Genomic DNA, 16,307 nt, shown 5'->3' on the forward strand with positions numbered 1-16,307 from the left:
AGAAGCGGCCATTCGGTTAAACTTGCGGCAGGTGGCCTGCTTTGATGTCAGCGGTTGCCGCTTTGGCTTTTTCCAGCCACTGTGGTGCCTGTTCTTTGATCTCATCAAATTTAGAATTGCCTAAGGCATCTTTCTTAGTGAGGTATTTGATGGCTTCGTAGATTGCGATGCCAACAATTGCGTTTTTTATAAATCCCATATTCGTTGTTTTTCTGTCTTAACAGCATGGAACGTGATTTGGTTTTTAGTTTTTTGGATTGTCGGTATCTCCAGAATGGACTTCCATCGGATTTGTCATAAGCGGTGCACTAAACAAAATCATAATTTTTTTGTTAATTTGACGTCGTTAAAACCATGAAAACCGCCTATGTACCTAACCAACGGAGAAGAACTGCATAAAATCATACTGAATGCACCTATTGGAATTTGTATTTTAAAAGGTAAAGATCTGGTTTATGAATTGGTAAATCCCGCATATCAGCGTATCCTCCCGGGTCGCAAGTTACTCAACAGACGGATCTTCGAAGCCTTTCCGGAATTGGCAAATACGCAGATAGAGGAAGCCATGCGCCACGTTTTTGAAACAGGTATTCCTTATGAAGTCAACAATCTGCTCATACCCGTTGCAGAATACGAAGGTGGCCAAACCCGGAACCGCTATTTTACTTTTAGCTTCCAGGCATGGCGCAATGGAAATATTGAGATAGACGGAATTGTCAATACCGTACATGAAGTCACAGAAAATATAAAAGTTCAAAACGACCTGCGCGACGCCAGGGAAATGGCCGATCAGCAAAAAAGGGTTTATGAAACTATCACTTCCGGTACGCCCGATCTGATGTATGTTTGGGACCTCAATTACCGGTTTACCTATGCCAATGCCGCCTTACTGACCATGTGGGGTAAAACCTGGGAAACTGCCATTGGCAAAGGCTTGCGCGAAAACGGCTATGAAGAATGGCATGCAGCTATGCACGAGCGTGAAATTGATCAGGTAAGGGCTACCAAAACTACGGTTCGGGGAGAAGTATCCTTCCCGCATGCCATATTGGGAAAACGTATATATGATTATATCCTGATTCCGGTTCTCAATGAGGCTGGCGAGGTAGAAGCAGTAGCCGGAACCACGCGTGATGTTACGGAACGTAAACAGATGGAATCTGCCCTGGCCCAAAGCTCAGAAGAATTACAGGCAATTAATGAAGAAATGGTTGCCACCAACGAGGAACAGGCCGCATCTAACGAAGAATTGCTCGCTACCAATCAGCAACTGGCCAATCTAAACGAAGAATTGTTAGCTGCCCGGCAAAAAATAGAAGAAAGTGAGACTACGCTACGCTTAGCCATTGATGCAGCCAATTTCGGCACCTGGTTTATCCATTCTGTAACGCGGGAGTTTATTACCGATGCCCGCTTAAAAGAACTGTTTGGCTATTATCCGCAACAAGAACTTTCCATTGAACAGGCACTTGCCCAGATCACCGATGAATACCGGGAGTTTGTGACGAATAAATTAGAAAATGCGATCTATAACGGTGGCGACTATGATGTCACTTATCCGGTCATCGGTTTACATGACAAACGCTTGCGCTGGCTTAGGGCAATAGGCAATTTAAAGGTCGATCCTTCAGGTGCCTTTTCTGCATTTACAGGTGTAGTCATGGATGTTACGGAGCAGCACATGGATGAACAGCGCAAAAATGATTTTATTGGCATGGTAAGCCATGAATTAAAAACACCGCTCACTTCGTTAACGGCCATCGTGCAGTTGAGCAATAGTAAATTGAAGCATAGTGAAGATGCATTTTTAGCCGGGGCGATGGACAAAGCCCACTTACAGGTAAAGCGCATGACCAATATGATCAATGGTTTCCTGAACGTTTCCAGGCTGGAATCTGCTAAGCTGATGATTCAAAAGACGTCGTTCAACTTAGAAGATCTGATCGATGAGGTCATCCAGGAAAACGCGGCAACCATGTCCAGCCATGTAGTGAAATTCGAACGTTGTCAGCCGGTTTTGGTCAATGCAGATTATGATAAGATCGGCTCGGTAATCACCAATTTGATCAGTAACGCGGTTAAATACTCACCCGAGCAGAAGGAAATCGTGGTCAAGTGTGAAGTGACCGGGAATGAGGCCCATGTAAGCGTACAAGACTGGGGAATGGGGTTAACATCCGGCGATAAAGAAAAAGTTTTTGACCGGTATTATAGGGTAGAAAGCAATAATACCCAGCATATCGCCGGTTTTGGCATCGGACTTTACCTAAGTGCAGAAATTGTCCGCGGGCACGGTGGTGAAATTTGGGTGCAAAGCGAAAGCGGGGTAGGTTCAACGTTTTATTTCAGTTTGCCGCTGAAAACCTAAGCTTTTCTGGATCTTAATAAAAAACTGACATCATAACGGAAATATCAACCTGGTCTTATCTATTTAAAAAGAAACCATTCATGATTTTGATAAATTCTTCCGGTTTATCTAAATGCACAACATGAGAAGCATCAATTTTTTGGTATTCCGCATTGGCAAGTAATGCCATTGCCATTTGTGCCTCGTCCTTACTCATGGCTCCATCTAAAATTCCATCTGGTCGAATCTCGAAATTAGCTTGCAGCAATAGGGTGGGGCATTTGATTTTTTTCAGTGCTTCGGCATGGTCAAATCCCCGGTTCCATTCGCCAGTATAAAAGGCATCTCCAAAATGCGGGTCAAAGCTGCTTAAGCCCCTAAAAAACATGCGCAGCATATCCGGAAGAAACCGTAATTCTACAGGTTTTCCGGGGTTAGCGTCCCTATATGTTTTTATCATCCATAGCAGTCTTGGTGCTGCTTTATCTCCCGCGTATTTAGCAATGAATGGACGACTTGCTTCGATCCAATAAGTAAGAAAATCGGTATTATTGCCTGATTCCACATAGGTATGACAAGAGGTAAAAGAATTAAAAGCTATGGTTTGTTTCACTCTTGGATATTCAGAAGAAAATAACGGCGGGTCTTCCAATAAGATCGCTTTTACCAGTTTGGGTTTATTGGCCGCCAGCCAGGTTGTAAGTAACCCCCCAGATGAATTGCCTGAAACAAAAGCTGGTTCTTTAATCTCAGTTTCCATAAATGTGACCAATATATTACCTATTGCATTGGCATTCATCGTACTGGCAGGAGCAGTTGTCTTTCCATGGCCGTTGTAATCTACCACAAAAATATGATAGGATCTGGAAAGCTCGGGCAATACCCTGCTGTAATCAAACCAGTCCATTAATTGGGCATGTAACAGCAGCAATGCCGGCCCATTGTTTGGCCCTTCCACATAGTAGAGGTTTGTCTCAGCAATTTTAACTGATTTTTCTACAAATCCGGCCTCTTTAACTTTACGGTGGTAGGGGTCTGTATAGTCCCTCACCATTGGATTGACAATCATTTTGCATCCGCTGAATCCCATGGTCAAAAGTATTCCTGCTGAGCAGAACAGAGCAAATGGAATACCGATTTTGAGATTAAATCTTTTCAACATATAAAGTCTTATTGGATGTGGAAGATAAGACTTGTATGGTTCATTTGTTCAAATTAATAAAAATTCGATCCATTGATCTGTCTTTCTGCCAGAAGGCAGCGAAAATCCAACTGCCAGTCATAGCTTTATTTACGCTGGCAATAGCAGGACGGGAAATTATCGCACATACTTTTGCCTTACCCTGGTAAGCGTTTCACGAGATACACCCAGGTAAGAAGCAATCATATGCAACGGTACACGTCTAAAGAAAGCAGGATAGGACTTGATGAAATTCTCATACTTTTCTTCGGCACTTTCACTGATGTTGCTCAGGATCCTGTTTTGGCTTACATCGAAACTTTTGGCTTCCAGTCGAGTTATAAAGCTTTGAAAGTTAGGGATCTCTTTACACAGGGCATCGAAATTTTCCTTTTTGATCAGTAATAACTCGCTGTCTTCAAGCGCATCGATATTGCCTTTTGCAGGAAGTCCCGAATTATAGCTTTCATAATCACTCATCCACCAGTTTTCAACCCCAAACTTTAAAATATGCTCAGCGCCGTCCGTACTTACCCTAAACAACCGGAGGCAGCCCTTGGCAATGAAGCAATTGTAATGGCTGATATCGCCTTCCTGCAGCAGGTACTGACGCTTACGGAGTTTTTTAACAACCGTTACGGCTTCTACCAGTTTCAGTTCCTCATTGTTGAGACCGGCTTTTTCCCTTAAATAAGCAGCGAGAATTTCAAACATTTTGAATAGCTTTTTTAACAAAGCTATTCAAAATTCTTTTCCAAAGATTACTTTATTTCATCAGGCTGATGGTTGTCATCCCACCATCTGAAATAATCTCGGTACCGAGTATGAACGATGATTCATCCGATGCAAGGAACACAGCGGCTTTACCAATGTCAGACGGTTGTCCGATTCTTCCGGCAGGTATCAGATCTACCCACATCTTTTTCACCTGCTCCACCTGGTCTTCAGGTACCAGTTTATCAAAGGCAGGGGTATCAATCGTGCCTGGCGACAGCACATTCACCCTGATTTTTCTGGCCAATAGATCCAGCGAAAATCCCTTGGCAAAGGAGATCACGGCAGCTTTAGCTGCACCATAGACAGACATTCCCGGTGCTGCACGATGTGCGGCGGTAGAACCGATCAGCACAATCGAACTTCCATCATTCAGATATGGAAGTGCTTTCTGAACTGTGAAGTAAACACTTTTTAGGTTTAGGTTCATGTATTTATCGTAACTAACTTCTCCAATCTCTGTTACTGGTCCCATTTCTGCACCTTCAACAGTGCCGCCAGCGTTAACGACCAGGGCATCTATCTTTCCGAATTTGTCAAATGTCTGTTTAAAGATCCTTTCCAGATCATCCATGCTGGTCACATCACCAGCAATTCCGATAAAATCATTTCCAAGCTGCTGAACTGAGCTGTCGAGTGTTTTTTGGGTTCTGCCTGTGATCGTACCAACTGCACCTTCGCTTTTAAAAGCGGCTGCAATACCAAATCCTATCCCGCTGTTACCCCCGGTAACAACTGTTACTTTATCTTTTAATTTCATGTTTTTATTGATTTTTACGGTTCAAATTTCAGATACTTTTGCGAGTCAGTCCAAGGACATTTGACGCAAAATTTAGGTGATAAATGTCACGGTCACAGCATCCAGGTGCATGATTCCATAATCTGCGTAACAAAATCGTAAGTTGAGTATGCTTCAATTCCGTAAAATGTTGCAGCTTTGTACAAAAGGTAAGTGTAATGCACATTAGAGTAGCAGCGCAACTGTTATAAATAAAACTATAGTCAAATGAAAATATATCATAAACTGCCGGTTATTTTTGGGGCCCTTTCACTGATCGCTTTAATAACTGCGTGCAATACCAATAAAAATCCGTCCGCTCCAAAGAAAGTACGCCTTTCAAAATTAGTTATTGATAGCGCACAGCTGGAAAGGTATAAAGTCTTTTTAAAAGAGGAAATTGAAGCTTCTGTAAGCAAAGAAGCGGGTGTACTGACTTTGTATGCTGTCTTTGAAAAAGAAAAACCCACACATCTGACCATACTGGAAATGTATGCTACTGAAGAAGCTTACAAGTTGCATATCAAAACACCGCATTTTTTGAAATATAAAAATAGCACATTGAGCATGGTAAGGGAACTGGAGCTTATTGATACAGATCCACTGATCCCTGAGTTAAAAATCAAATAATACAAGCCACCAGATCCCATTTGCACACAAATCCGGAAGAAGGGTATAGTAGATTGGCTCGAACCGGTTACTGATGAGCAGTTATGATAAAGGGGAACGGAAAAAGAATAAACGTCCTTATATTTGCAGGGTATTAAAACCACCAGCCTATGCAAATTCAATTCACCAATTACATGGACAGATTAAATCAGTACAGAAGGCTGAAGATCTCAAACCGTAATTTTTTGATCATCCTGGCCATTGTAGTGGGTATATTGGCTGGACTTGCTGCGGCACTATTGAAGGGCCTCACGCACCATATTGAGGATTTTTTGCAGTCCGGCTGGCAGTGGAAGTACAAGTATTACCTTTACCTGTTCTTCCCGCTTATCGGAATTTTCTTAACCGTGCTGTATGTCCGCTACTTTATCAGACGGTCTAAGTTTGAAACAGGCTTAACACCCTTGTTATACGCCATATCCAGGAAGTCCAGTAAGGTAGAGACACACAATATATACTCACAGATCTTTACCTCTGCAATAACGGTAGGGTTTGGCGGTTCAGTTGGATTGGAAGCACCAATTGTAACCAGTGGTTCGGCAATAGGCTCTACCGTTGGACGCTTCCTTGGTCTTTCCTATAAGGAAGTAACCATGTTACTGGCTTGTGGAGCGGCATCAGGTATTGCCGGCGCTTTTAACAGTCCGATTGCAGGTATTGTCTTTGCAATAGAGGTACTCTTACCAGAGTTTAGCATCCCTGCATTTATCCCATTGCTGCTTTCGGCTGCAACGGCGGCAGTAGTTGCGAGGTTGTTTTACAATCAGCAGCTCTTTTTTTTGGTGACTGAAGGATGGGCGGTCAATGCGGTTATATTCTATGTTTTGCTTGCCATATGCATTGGCTTCTTTTCAATTTATTTTACTAAGGCAAATTATTTTGTTAAGAATTTCTTCTATAAAATTACCCACCCTTATAAGAAAGTAGTGATCGGTGGATTGATGTTGGGACTCATGGTTTTTCTGTTTCCAACCTTGTATGGAGAAGGTTACATCACCATTAAAAACCTGTTACGGGGCGATTACGTCAGCGTCATCAACAACAGTATATTTGCGGGCTACAATCAGTTTCCGTCCCTTGTCATTCTCTTTACAGTAGTTACGATCTTTGCAAAATCAATCGCTACACTGGTTACTCTTGGAGCCGGAGGAAACGGAGGTACTTTTGCACCCAGTTTGATCATGGGGGGCTTAATGGGATTTATATTCGCTTACGCGGTAAATCTTACCGGTTTCATTCACTTAAACACGGCCAATTTTATCGTTGCCGGAATGGCAGCAGCCCTGAGTGCAATCATGCATGCACCATTAACCGGTATCTTCTTAATCGCAGAGATCACAGGCGGGTATGTACTGATGGTGCCATTGATGATCACCTCTGCCATTTCTTACCTGATCAACCGCAGTTTTCAGAAACACTCTATTTATACCAAGGCTTTGGCAGACAAAGGTGAACTGCTCTCTTATGAAGATAAGGATACCACGGTACTGAGCCAGATGAAATTACGGTACCTGATCGAAAAGGATTACCTGCAGTTGAACGATCATGATCTTCTTTCGGCGAAGATCAATGAAATCATCCATTCTAAACGCAACCTGTGTGCTGTTTTGGATGGTAGTGGTGCATTCAAGGGGTTACTGTATGTAGAAGAAGTATTCAGTGAGATGATGAAAAATCCGGACAAAGACCTGCTCACTGCAGATCATTTGCTGCATAGAACCCCGGCCCAGGTTAACGTTACAGATGATCTTAAATCTGTTCTGCTGAAAATGGAACGGGAGCAGGTATGGGTGCTTCCTGTAATCAACGCCGATCACAGTTTCATGGGATTTGTATCAAAGACCTCCATCTTTAATAAATACCGCTCCCTGTTAATGAGACAAGCAGATTATATGGATTAGCCTTTACCCTGCCGTTTGATCCGGATCTAAATCCTCTTTTGGTTCCCAAAGCTCAATGATGTTTCCTTCCGGATCAAGCACATGGACAAATTTGCCATAATCATACTCAGAAATCTCATCAACAATAGTCACATTGGCCTTTTTTAATTCGTCTACCAGCATCACGAGATCTTCCACCCGGTAATTAATCATAAATGGCTTGTCAGATGGATTAAAGTATTTGGTGTCCTGTGGAAATGCACACCAGGAGGTGGATCCTTTTTTTGATGGATCATCGGCCTGCCACCATTCAAAGGTTGTTCCGTAAGCACTGGTTTCCAATCCAAGATTTTTGGCGTACCATTCGTTCATACTTTGCGGATTATCGCATTTAAAAAATACACCGCCAAGACCCGTTACTTTTTTCATGTTTAATAAAATGTTTTTATGAACAACCTGTTAAGCAATTTCCATCTATTTTTGGACATTACCAAATTTGCCATAAAATCATATCCTTCTTTCTTAATTGAGCATCCGGTATTCATTGGGTGAATATCGTACATGCCGTTTACTTAAACGATTGCCTATACTCAACCGGTGTCTGGCTAGTCTTGTTCTTAAACAATTTGCTGAACGATTGAGGGCACCCGAAACCCAATTGATACGCAATTTCACTCACAGAGAGTGCTGTGGAAGTTAACAGATCTTTGGCTTGTTCAATCAGCTTCTCATGGATCAGTTGCTGTGTGGTTTGTCCGCTAAGCTGCTTTAAACAATCACTCAGGTATTTAGGCGATAAGTTTAATTCTGACGCCAGATAACCAGCAGTAGGTAATCCAGTATGATCCTTATTTTCAAAATAAGTGTTCAGTAATTGTTCAACTTTACTCAGCATCTCGCTATTGTTTACTTTGCGGGTAATGAACTGCCTGTTGTAATACCGGTTGCAATAAGAGAGCAATACATCAAGATTAGCAATAATCACATCCTGACTAAAATTATCTATCGGTAATTGATATTCCTTCTCAATCTGCTCAAAGATATTTTCCATGGACCGTTGTTCTTCATCAGAAAGGATCAAAGCTTCGTTAATTACATAATCAAAAAAGCCATAGCTTTTTATTTTCAGTCCTAAAGGATAGGTTCTTAAAAAATCAGGATGTATAGATATCTGCCAACCTGAAGTGGCAAAAGTAAAATCCTTATCAATAAAGTTTACTTGTTTTGGTGCAAAACAAGAAATGATTCCTTCATCAAAGTCAAATACCGTTTGCCCGTACTGCATTTTACAGGGACATTCCTTCTTTAGTGTGATCTGATAAAAATCAGAGATCAGTTTTATACGCCCCTCATTTTTTATTTTAGGAAAATCTTCAAAGCGGATAATACTAAATAATGGATGCTTAGGTTTAGCTATTCTCAATAACTGATGCTGATGGGAGATGGTCTTAAAATGTATAGTCAAATGATCGTTGCTCATATCAACTCAAATTTACACATTACATTTTTAATCTTTTCCGGTACAATTTGGCAAAGTTCCGGGTAATAAATGAATTCGGGATAAGTGCGAGCACATTTGCACCCAACCGGTTCATTCTTCCTGATACCGCAAATTGTTTTCTTTGATCCAGGGCTTTTACTGCTTCATCTGCGACTTGTTCAGGTGTTTGTGCAGGTGCATTTTTATAGTCTGAGCTAAGACCAGCTCCTTTCTCATTATCTATACCTGCTGCAGCGTTAAAATTGGTTTTGGTTAGTCCCGGGCAAAATAGCAGTACATGAACATTGTAGGGTATACATTCCTGAGTGATAGCCTGGGTAAACGAACTGACAAAAGCCTTGCTGGCCGCATAAGTAGCCATATAAGGAATCGGCATAAATGACGCCATAGACGCAATATTGACAATCGTACCACTTTTTCTATTTTGCATCTGGGGCAAAAATAAATGTGTGAGTGCCACCAGAGATGAAATGTTCAATTGGAGCAAATCCAATTCCGATCTTAACGACAGTGCTGAAAATTCTCCACCTGAACCGATTCCTGCGTTATTGATCAGCATATCTATCTCCAGGTTCCGCATTTGTGTTTCTTCAAAGATCTGTTCCGCAGTGTCAGGTTTTGACAGATCAGCTGCGATAAATTGAGCGTTGATCCCGAACCTTTTGGACAGTTGAATACATTGTTCTTCAAGCTTTTCGGCATTGCGGGCAATGAGCAAAAGGTCTTGCTTCCGTTCAGCAAGCCTGTTTACAAGGGCTTCACCAATTCCACCTGATGCTCCGGTTATTAATGTTACTTTCATTTTTATTAAAATCTATGGAACAAAGTTGCTGCAAATCATAAACTTAAAAGTATCCACATGTCCGGAGATTGTGTTTAAAAGTCGGTTAAATCAAATAACCATCCAGTTTGGACACAACTAAACACCATTTGGCAACATGGAACCTTTGCCTTTTATTGAAATTTGTATTCATAATTTAAATTCTATAAAATGCAAAAGTCAGTTAAATTTAAAAATAGAAGCTGGGATGTGGCAGCCAATCTTCATTTGCCAGATCATTTCGATGAAAACAAAAAATATGCTGCGATCATCTGTGTACATCCCGGAAGCAGTGTAAAAGAGCAAACCGCAGGTCATTATGCTAAAAAGCTAGCTGAAGATGGATTTTTAGCCCTTACATTTGACGCCTCTTTCCAGGGAGAAAGCGATGGAGAACCCCGGGATCTGGAAGATCCTGCAACGCGGGTAGAGGATATCAAATGTGCGGTAGATTACCTGACAACATTGGCTTATGTGGATGAAGACCGGATTGGTGTACTGGGTATTTGTGCAGGCGGTGGTTATGCGGTCAATGCTGCCCTTACAGAAAAACGGATTAGAGCCGTAGGAACCGTGGTCGCATCTAATTTTTGCCGCGCTTACCAGGAGGGGGAAACCGACCCTATACAAATGCTGGAAGCTGTAGGCAGACAACGCACAGCGGAAGCCAATGGTGCAGAGCCGATGATTGTAAACTGGACGCCGAAATCTCCTGAAGATGCAAAGCAAGCGGGCATTACAGAAATGGATATGGTACAAGCTGTGGAGTATTACAGAACGTCAAGGGGAGCACATGAAAGGTCTGCTAACAAACTACGCTTTACAAGTATGGGAACTACCATCGCATTCGATGCATTTAATTTGGCTGATTACCTGTTAACACAGCCTTTGCTGATTATCGTTGGAGATCAGGTAGGCGCCTTTGGTTCTTACAGGGACGGGTTTACCTTGTATAATAAAGCAGCTTCTAAAAATAAAAGCATCCATGTGGTTAAAGGAGCAAGTCACTATGATCTGTATGACCAACCCCAGGCCACAACAGAAGCGCTTGCCAAACTGGCACCTTTTTTTAAGGAGAATTTGTAAACAATTAGTGTTCAGGGAGACAACTTCTTTTTTGACTTTGTCTTTCTTAAATTTGTAAAAAGAAAAGAATGAATAGCATTGATTCCATATTGCAGTTCCACCGGTTATTATCGGTACCAGACCCATTGCATCCCATGATCAGTGTTGTTCATCTTGAAGATATACGGTTTAAAAATGATGACCTTTTAAAAAGGTTTTCTACAAATTTTTACAGCATATCCTTAAAAAAAGATGTTCAGGCCAAGATGAAGTATGGACAAAACTATTACGATTTTGATAAAGGAATGTTAAGTTTTACTGCTCCAAAACAGGTTCAGGTACTGGATTTAATAGAACCCAATTTGCCAAATAATGGAGCAGGAACAGGATACGTGCTGATGTTCCATCCTGATTTTCTCTTTAAACATCCGCTTGCGGCAGCCATCAAAAGTTATGGGTTCTTTTCCTACATGGTCAATGAAGCACTTCACCTTTCGGAAAGGGAAGAAAGGAACATTGAAGATCTTTTCCTTAAAATAGAAGAAGAATATCAGCATATCGACAGGAATACCCAGGATATTATGCTCAGTCAGATTGAGCTGTTGTTAAACTACAGCACACGTTTTTACGAGCGGCAATTTATAACCCGAAAGGTGAATAACCATGATGTCCTGTCCAGGATGGAACAATTGCTGAACGCGTATTTTGAAAGTGAAGAAACCTTAAAAGCCGGACAACCCAGCGTTGAATCCCTGGCCAATCAGCTTAACCTGTCCCCGCATTATTTAAGTGATCTTTTACGTTCACTTACCGGGCAAAGTGCCCAGCAGCACATTCAGGAAAAACTGATCGAAAAAGCAAAGGAATACTTGTCTGTAACCAATCTGTCAGTCGCTGAAATTGCGTATCAATTGGGTTTTGAATACCCGCAGTCGTTCAATAAGCTGTTTAAAAAGAAAACCAGTATCTCCCCATTAGAATTCCGGCAAAAGTTTAATTAACCGCCTGACAGAACCTCTCATTTCGAAACGATGGAGCCATGTGTTTTTAATGATGGATATGCTTTTCCCTTTCAAATAGTTCAGTTGGTGTCAGTCCGAATTTTCTTTTAAAAGAATGAGAAAAATGCGAGAGGCTTTCAAATCCAAGGTCAAGGTAAATTGCAGATGGTTTCCGGTGCTTTTTTTCTATCAGGTGACAGGCTTCTAACAACCGTTTGTCTTGTAACCATTGCCGGGGTGCCTTATCGAATATTTTTTGAAAATCACGCTTAAACGCGGCAAGGCTTCTTCCCGTGAGCCGGGCAAACTTTTCAACAGGTATATTGAAATGAAAATTGCTGAGCATAAATTTTTCCAGATCCATCTTATAAGGCGCTGAAAAATCAAACAGAAAATCCTTAAGTTCAGGCATGGTATGCAGAAGCAGCTGTACGGCCTCTTTTACTTTTAGCAGGCCTACTGCATTGGTTACCTTTTCATCCGGATGGCGCACATAAGGCATCACCGATTGAAAGAAAGCACGAAGAAAATCATTTCCGGGAATGAGGATGTTGAGGGGACCGGTGTATTTCCCCCCGATTTCTATTTGCTCTTCAAGCGCGATTTGCCGGAGCAGATCTTCTTTCAAACAAATAACAATGGTTTGATAGTCTTCGCCATTCAGCGGAGTCTTGGTGAGTTCTCCCAATTGATTCCTATGGATTAGCAGCAGCTCTCCCTGTTCCATAGAGAACCTTTCGCTGGCAGTTTCCATGGTAAAACGGCCTGAAATCTGCATAACCAGGATGTTGTGTTCCAGAAATGCGACCTTTTCCTTCCGCATAGCTGCATAATAGGAATAGAATAATACACCGGGAACAACTTCAGTTGGATTTATCATTACGTAAAGATATAAAAAGACGGGGCTTATAGACAGCCCCGTCTGTTAACGCTGCAAGTAGGTAGCGCCAAGTATCGACCCGGAAGCAAAATTCGTGTTCAGGGTATTCAACTCATCCGCATTGAAGGTGATGTCCATTGCCTGTGTGTTTTCCGGTAACCGGGATCTGCGGCTCATGCTTACCAATGGCATGATATGATCACCCTGTGCATTCACCCAGGCAATCGCCAGTTGGGTAGGGGTAAAACCTTTTTCCTTTGCCATAGCCTTTAGTACTTCAACTTTCTCCAGGTTTTTGATCAGGTTCTCTCCCTGAAAACGCGAAAAATGGTTGTGGTAGTCGCCGGCAGCAAGGGGAGCCTTCATCTCACCGGTAAGCAGTCCTTCGGCAGTATTGGCAAATGCGACTACACCAATGCCCAGTTCTTTTGCCGCAGGAAGCAGTTCACTTTCTATCTGGCGGTCGGCTAAGGAATAGCCAATTTCCAACGCAGTTACAGGATATATGCTGTTCGCCTTGCGCAGTTGATCTGCAGTAATTTCAGACACACCGAGATGACGTACCTTTCCTTCTTTGATCAAATCGGCAATAGTGCCAATCACATCTTCAAAAGGAACACTGTCATCCAGTCTGCAGGGCTGATACAGGTCAATGGTTTCTATACCTAAACGTACCAAAGAATAGTTGATGAAGTTCTTGATGGCTGCAGGACGGATATCCAGGCCAATCCATTGGCCATTGTAAAAGATTGCCCCGAATTTAACACTAATGAAAGCATCGTCCCTCCGGCCTTTGATGGCCTTGCCTACCAGCAGTTCATTGTGACCGGCACCATAGAAGTCGCCTGTATTTAAAAAATTTATACCGCTATCCAATGCAGATTGGATGGTGGCGATACTTTCACTTTCCTCATTCATCGGGCCTCCCCAAACGGAAGACATGCGCATGCAGCCTAATCCGAGTTTGGACACCAATGGGCCATTATTGCCGAGTTGTATTTTTGATATTGTTTTCATGGCTGTTGTGTTTTGAATTAACAATACAAAGATGAACGATACAGGCAAGGGCCAATTTCTTCCATGGCTCAAATTACTTGTCTGTACAGCTCAACTTATTCGGGTTAGCTTAGAGGACTGCCGTATGTTTTTTGTTCAATACACTAAAACCATAAGCGCATAACAAAAGCAAAGACGCAAGGCCGATCCAAAGCCAGTTATATCCCAGTTCTTTGGCAATGTAGAATCCCGACATGGGGCCAATCACCTGTGCAAAAGACCAGCTTAACGTATAGCCTGCAGCATATAAACCCCTGTTGTGTTCATTGCTTCTGCTGATCACCACCGTATTTATAAAAGGCAGCACAAACATCTCTCCGATAGTAAAGACAACAATGGTAAGTACGGCTGTGGCTACATGAAAAATAACAGGCGCACTGAGCAGGAGGTAAGATACGGCAAAGAAGACAGCCCCAATGATGATGAAGAACATGGGTGATCTTTTCTTCTCGATCTTGTTGATCAGGATCATTTCAAACAACGCGATGATCGCCCCATTTATTCCGATGATGATCCCGATTGCGAGTTCATCAATATGCCATTGCTCCTTAAAGAAAACGGGAACCACCCTAAACATCAAAAAAGCACAAGTGATGAATAAGGTCGTTAACAGAATAAATTGCAGGTAAAAGGCATCCTGCCAGGGTTTCAGGATGGCGATCTTTTGTTTGTTTTCTTTGGCTTGCTTCATAAAGCCGGTCACTTTTGGCAGCAATAAGAAAATGGAAAGCCCAACCAAAATGCTTACGCCACCCTCAACAACAAACAGAAGTTTATAATTGAAAGAAGCAATGATCCCCGCCAGGCTAATACCCACCGACCAGCCAATATTTACGGCAAGCCTGTTTAAGGAATAGGAGCGGGTTATGGTATCCTTTTTTGCATAGTGGGCAACAGCCGTAAAGTTCGCCGGACGAAAGGCCTCAGAGAAAAAGCTGATGACTACCGATAAAATACAGAGCGCAGGGAAATGTGTGATGGTTGAGAATAAGATAAACAATACCCCTCCAATAGCGGACGATAAGATCTGTACAGGTCTGAATCCGATCACATCCGTCAGCTTTCCACCAATTGCAGAACCTAATATTGAACCTACGCCAAACAAAGTAATGATCAATCCGGCATCGATCTGGCTTCTGTGCAGACTTTGAGTAACATATAAGCCCATAAAAGGAACCGCCATACTGCCGCACCTGTTGAACATCATGACAATACTCAAAAGCCAGGTTTCTTTGCTTAGGCCGGTAAATGATGTTTTGTACGTATGGAAGATTAGCCTGAACATGGATGTTTATTTGGTAGGCAAAACTACCAAAAAACAAAAGCAATAGACCTACGGCATTGAATTTAATTACTTTTTATGCGGTATGGCTGCCACTGGTAATTGGGATCAATCATCAATGCATCTTCGATTTTTCTAATATTGGCTTCTATCAAATTGATATTTAAGTCCTCATAATGATCGATTCTGTATTGTAAAAGCTCAGGTAACCCATCTTCTCCTTTTCTAACCAGCTCATTGATGAAAGTTAAGGCATCAGCTTTTGCATTTTCCAGTGCTAAAATTAAGCCGGCGTAAACGCGATAAGGAGATTTCTGATCTTTATTCTTTTTCGCCTCCTTAAAATCATCTATTGAAATTTCAATGATTGTGGTATCATACCGGTCTACCCGGTAGTACTTTAGAATCTGTTTACTTTTCATCATGTATTTATTATTTCACCATTTATCCGGCATTCAAAATTCTTAAATACTTGATTAGGAAATGATGCGCAGCATCACATTAATTATTGATAATCAATATGTTTTGCTGTTACACAAAACCCTACGAAAACAGTGGTTAACTTGCTATATCGGGTTAACTATGCAGTGGCAATTGAGCATGGACAGCAATATTTATAGAGGCCCACCGACTAGTTAAACGGATCGATTTATCATTTTTTAAACCAGTGATTAAAAACGGGATCGTATTTGATGATCTGATTTTAATTAATTTAAACGCAAATACATAAATGCTTAATCGACATCAATTTGAGATTGGAATTTGTTTATCTCAAATAGGAATAACGAGATCAATAGGTATTTGAATCCAAAAGTAACGAGCGGTCTCATTCCAGCTAAATTCTGTAAGACAGGACATAGTCTGAAGGCATACGTCCTGCACATGAGTGTACATTAAATCCATGTGCTATCCATGTATTTTTCATGTTCCTTCCATGTATTCCCGTAAATACTTGGAATCAACCTGGATTTAACCTATATTTTACTTGAATTCAATGTAGCCCAATGTCCAACACGTGTGCCTCCGATCTGCTGCCAAATACAACCTGATCTTACAGGTGTTCTAATGTGTTCT

General features: G+C 41.7%; 16 protein-coding genes. 5 read left to right on the forward strand and 11 right to left on the reverse strand.

The window, feature by feature from the left end:
• Positions 1 to 16: 16 nt before the first annotated feature.
• Entirely contained in the window at positions 17 to 199 is a 183-nt protein-coding gene (locus ATK78_RS01615) for a YtxH domain-containing protein (protein ID WP_133574313.1), read from the reverse strand.
• A gap of 168 nt (positions 200 to 367) precedes the next feature.
• Between ATK78_RS01615 and ATK78_RS01620 the strand changes: the two genes are divergently transcribed.
• Complete coding sequence (locus ATK78_RS01620) at positions 368 to 2,368, forward strand: PAS domain-containing protein (RefSeq protein ID WP_133574314.1); 2,001 nt, start codon at positions 368 to 370, stop codon at positions 2,366 to 2,368.
• A 55-nt stretch (positions 2,369 to 2,423) separates the two neighbouring features.
• Here the strand turns inward: ATK78_RS01620 and ATK78_RS01625 are convergent, their stop codons facing one another.
• The 3 genes from ATK78_RS01625 to ATK78_RS01635 all read right to left on the reverse strand — a co-directional run bounded on the left by ATK78_RS01625 (position 2,424) and on the right by ATK78_RS01635 (position 5,061).
• Positions 2,424 to 3,509: an alpha/beta fold hydrolase gene (locus ATK78_RS01625; RefSeq protein ID WP_133574315.1), complete on the reverse strand. Its 1,086-nt coding sequence runs from the start codon at positions 3,507 to 3,509 to the stop codon at positions 2,424 to 2,426.
• Between the two features lie 156 nt (positions 3,510 to 3,665).
• A complete protein-coding gene (locus tag ATK78_RS01630; RefSeq protein ID WP_133574316.1) occupies positions 3,666 to 4,241 on the reverse strand; it encodes a Crp/Fnr family transcriptional regulator in 576 nt (191 codons plus the stop codon).
• A 52-nt stretch (positions 4,242 to 4,293) separates the two neighbouring features.
• Positions 4,294 to 5,061: a glucose 1-dehydrogenase gene (locus ATK78_RS01635; RefSeq protein WP_133574317.1), complete on the reverse strand. Its 768-nt coding sequence runs from the start codon at positions 5,059 to 5,061 to the stop codon at positions 4,294 to 4,296.
• A 246-nt stretch (positions 5,062 to 5,307) separates the two neighbouring features.
• On the opposite strand from ATK78_RS01635, the gene ATK78_RS01640 reads away from it, so the two are divergent.
• Entirely contained in the window at positions 5,308 to 5,709 is a 402-nt protein-coding gene (locus ATK78_RS01640; RefSeq protein WP_133574318.1) for a putative quinol monooxygenase, read from the forward strand.
• A gap of 149 nt (positions 5,710 to 5,858) precedes the next feature.
• Positions 5,859 to 7,649, forward strand: coding sequence for a chloride channel protein (locus tag ATK78_RS01645; protein WP_133574319.1), 1,791 nt, complete (start codon positions 5,859 to 5,861; stop codon positions 7,647 to 7,649).
• A 3-nt stretch (positions 7,650 to 7,652) separates the two neighbouring features.
• On the opposite strand, the gene ATK78_RS01650 is transcribed toward ATK78_RS01645, so the two are convergent.
• The 3 genes from ATK78_RS01650 to ATK78_RS01660 all read right to left on the reverse strand — a co-directional run bounded on the left by ATK78_RS01650 (position 7,653) and on the right by ATK78_RS01660 (position 9,931).
• A complete protein-coding gene (locus tag ATK78_RS01650; protein WP_133574320.1) occupies positions 7,653 to 8,057 on the reverse strand; it encodes a VOC family protein in 405 nt (134 codons plus the stop codon).
• 139 nt (positions 8,058 to 8,196) lie between these two features.
• Positions 8,197 to 9,108, reverse strand: coding sequence for a helix-turn-helix domain-containing protein (locus ATK78_RS01655; protein ID WP_133574321.1), 912 nt, complete (start codon positions 9,106 to 9,108; stop codon positions 8,197 to 8,199).
• Positions 9,109 to 9,127: 19 nt separating this feature from the next.
• On the reverse strand, positions 9,128 to 9,931 hold the full coding sequence (locus tag ATK78_RS01660; RefSeq protein WP_133574322.1) for an SDR family NAD(P)-dependent oxidoreductase: 804 nt from the start codon (positions 9,929 to 9,931) through the stop codon (positions 9,128 to 9,130).
• 189 nt (positions 9,932 to 10,120) lie between these two features.
• On the opposite strand from ATK78_RS01660, the gene ATK78_RS01665 reads away from it, so the two are divergent.
• On the forward strand, positions 10,121 to 11,035 hold the full coding sequence (locus tag ATK78_RS01665; RefSeq protein ID WP_133574323.1) for an alpha/beta hydrolase: 915 nt from the start codon (positions 10,121 to 10,123) through the stop codon (positions 11,033 to 11,035).
• Between the two features lie 68 nt (positions 11,036 to 11,103).
• A complete protein-coding gene (locus ATK78_RS01670) occupies positions 11,104 to 12,015 on the forward strand; it encodes a helix-turn-helix domain-containing protein (protein ID WP_133574324.1) in 912 nt (303 codons plus the stop codon).
• A gap of 46 nt (positions 12,016 to 12,061) precedes the next feature.
• Here ATK78_RS01670 and ATK78_RS01675 read toward each other — a convergent pair whose 3' ends face one another.
• From ATK78_RS01675 to ATK78_RS01690, 4 genes are all read right to left on the reverse strand, one after another.
• Positions 12,062 to 12,895, reverse strand: coding sequence for a helix-turn-helix domain-containing protein (locus tag ATK78_RS01675; protein WP_133574325.1), 834 nt, complete (start codon positions 12,893 to 12,895; stop codon positions 12,062 to 12,064).
• A gap of 45 nt (positions 12,896 to 12,940) precedes the next feature.
• Complete coding sequence (locus ATK78_RS01680) at positions 12,941 to 13,912, reverse strand: aldo/keto reductase (protein ID WP_133574326.1); 972 nt, start codon at positions 13,910 to 13,912, stop codon at positions 12,941 to 12,943.
• A 109-nt stretch (positions 13,913 to 14,021) separates the two neighbouring features.
• On the reverse strand, positions 14,022 to 15,236 hold the full coding sequence (locus ATK78_RS01685) for an MFS transporter (protein WP_133574327.1): 1,215 nt from the start codon (positions 15,234 to 15,236) through the stop codon (positions 14,022 to 14,024).
• A 62-nt stretch (positions 15,237 to 15,298) separates the two neighbouring features.
• Entirely contained in the window at positions 15,299 to 15,658 is a 360-nt protein-coding gene (locus ATK78_RS01690; RefSeq protein WP_133574328.1) for a hypothetical protein, read from the reverse strand.
• Positions 15,659 to 16,307: the final 649 nt, after the last annotated feature.

This window comes from Pedobacter metabolipauper (assembly GCF_004362715.1).
Taxonomy (GTDB): domain Bacteria; phylum Bacteroidota; class Bacteroidia; order Sphingobacteriales; family Sphingobacteriaceae; genus Pedobacter; species Pedobacter metabolipauper.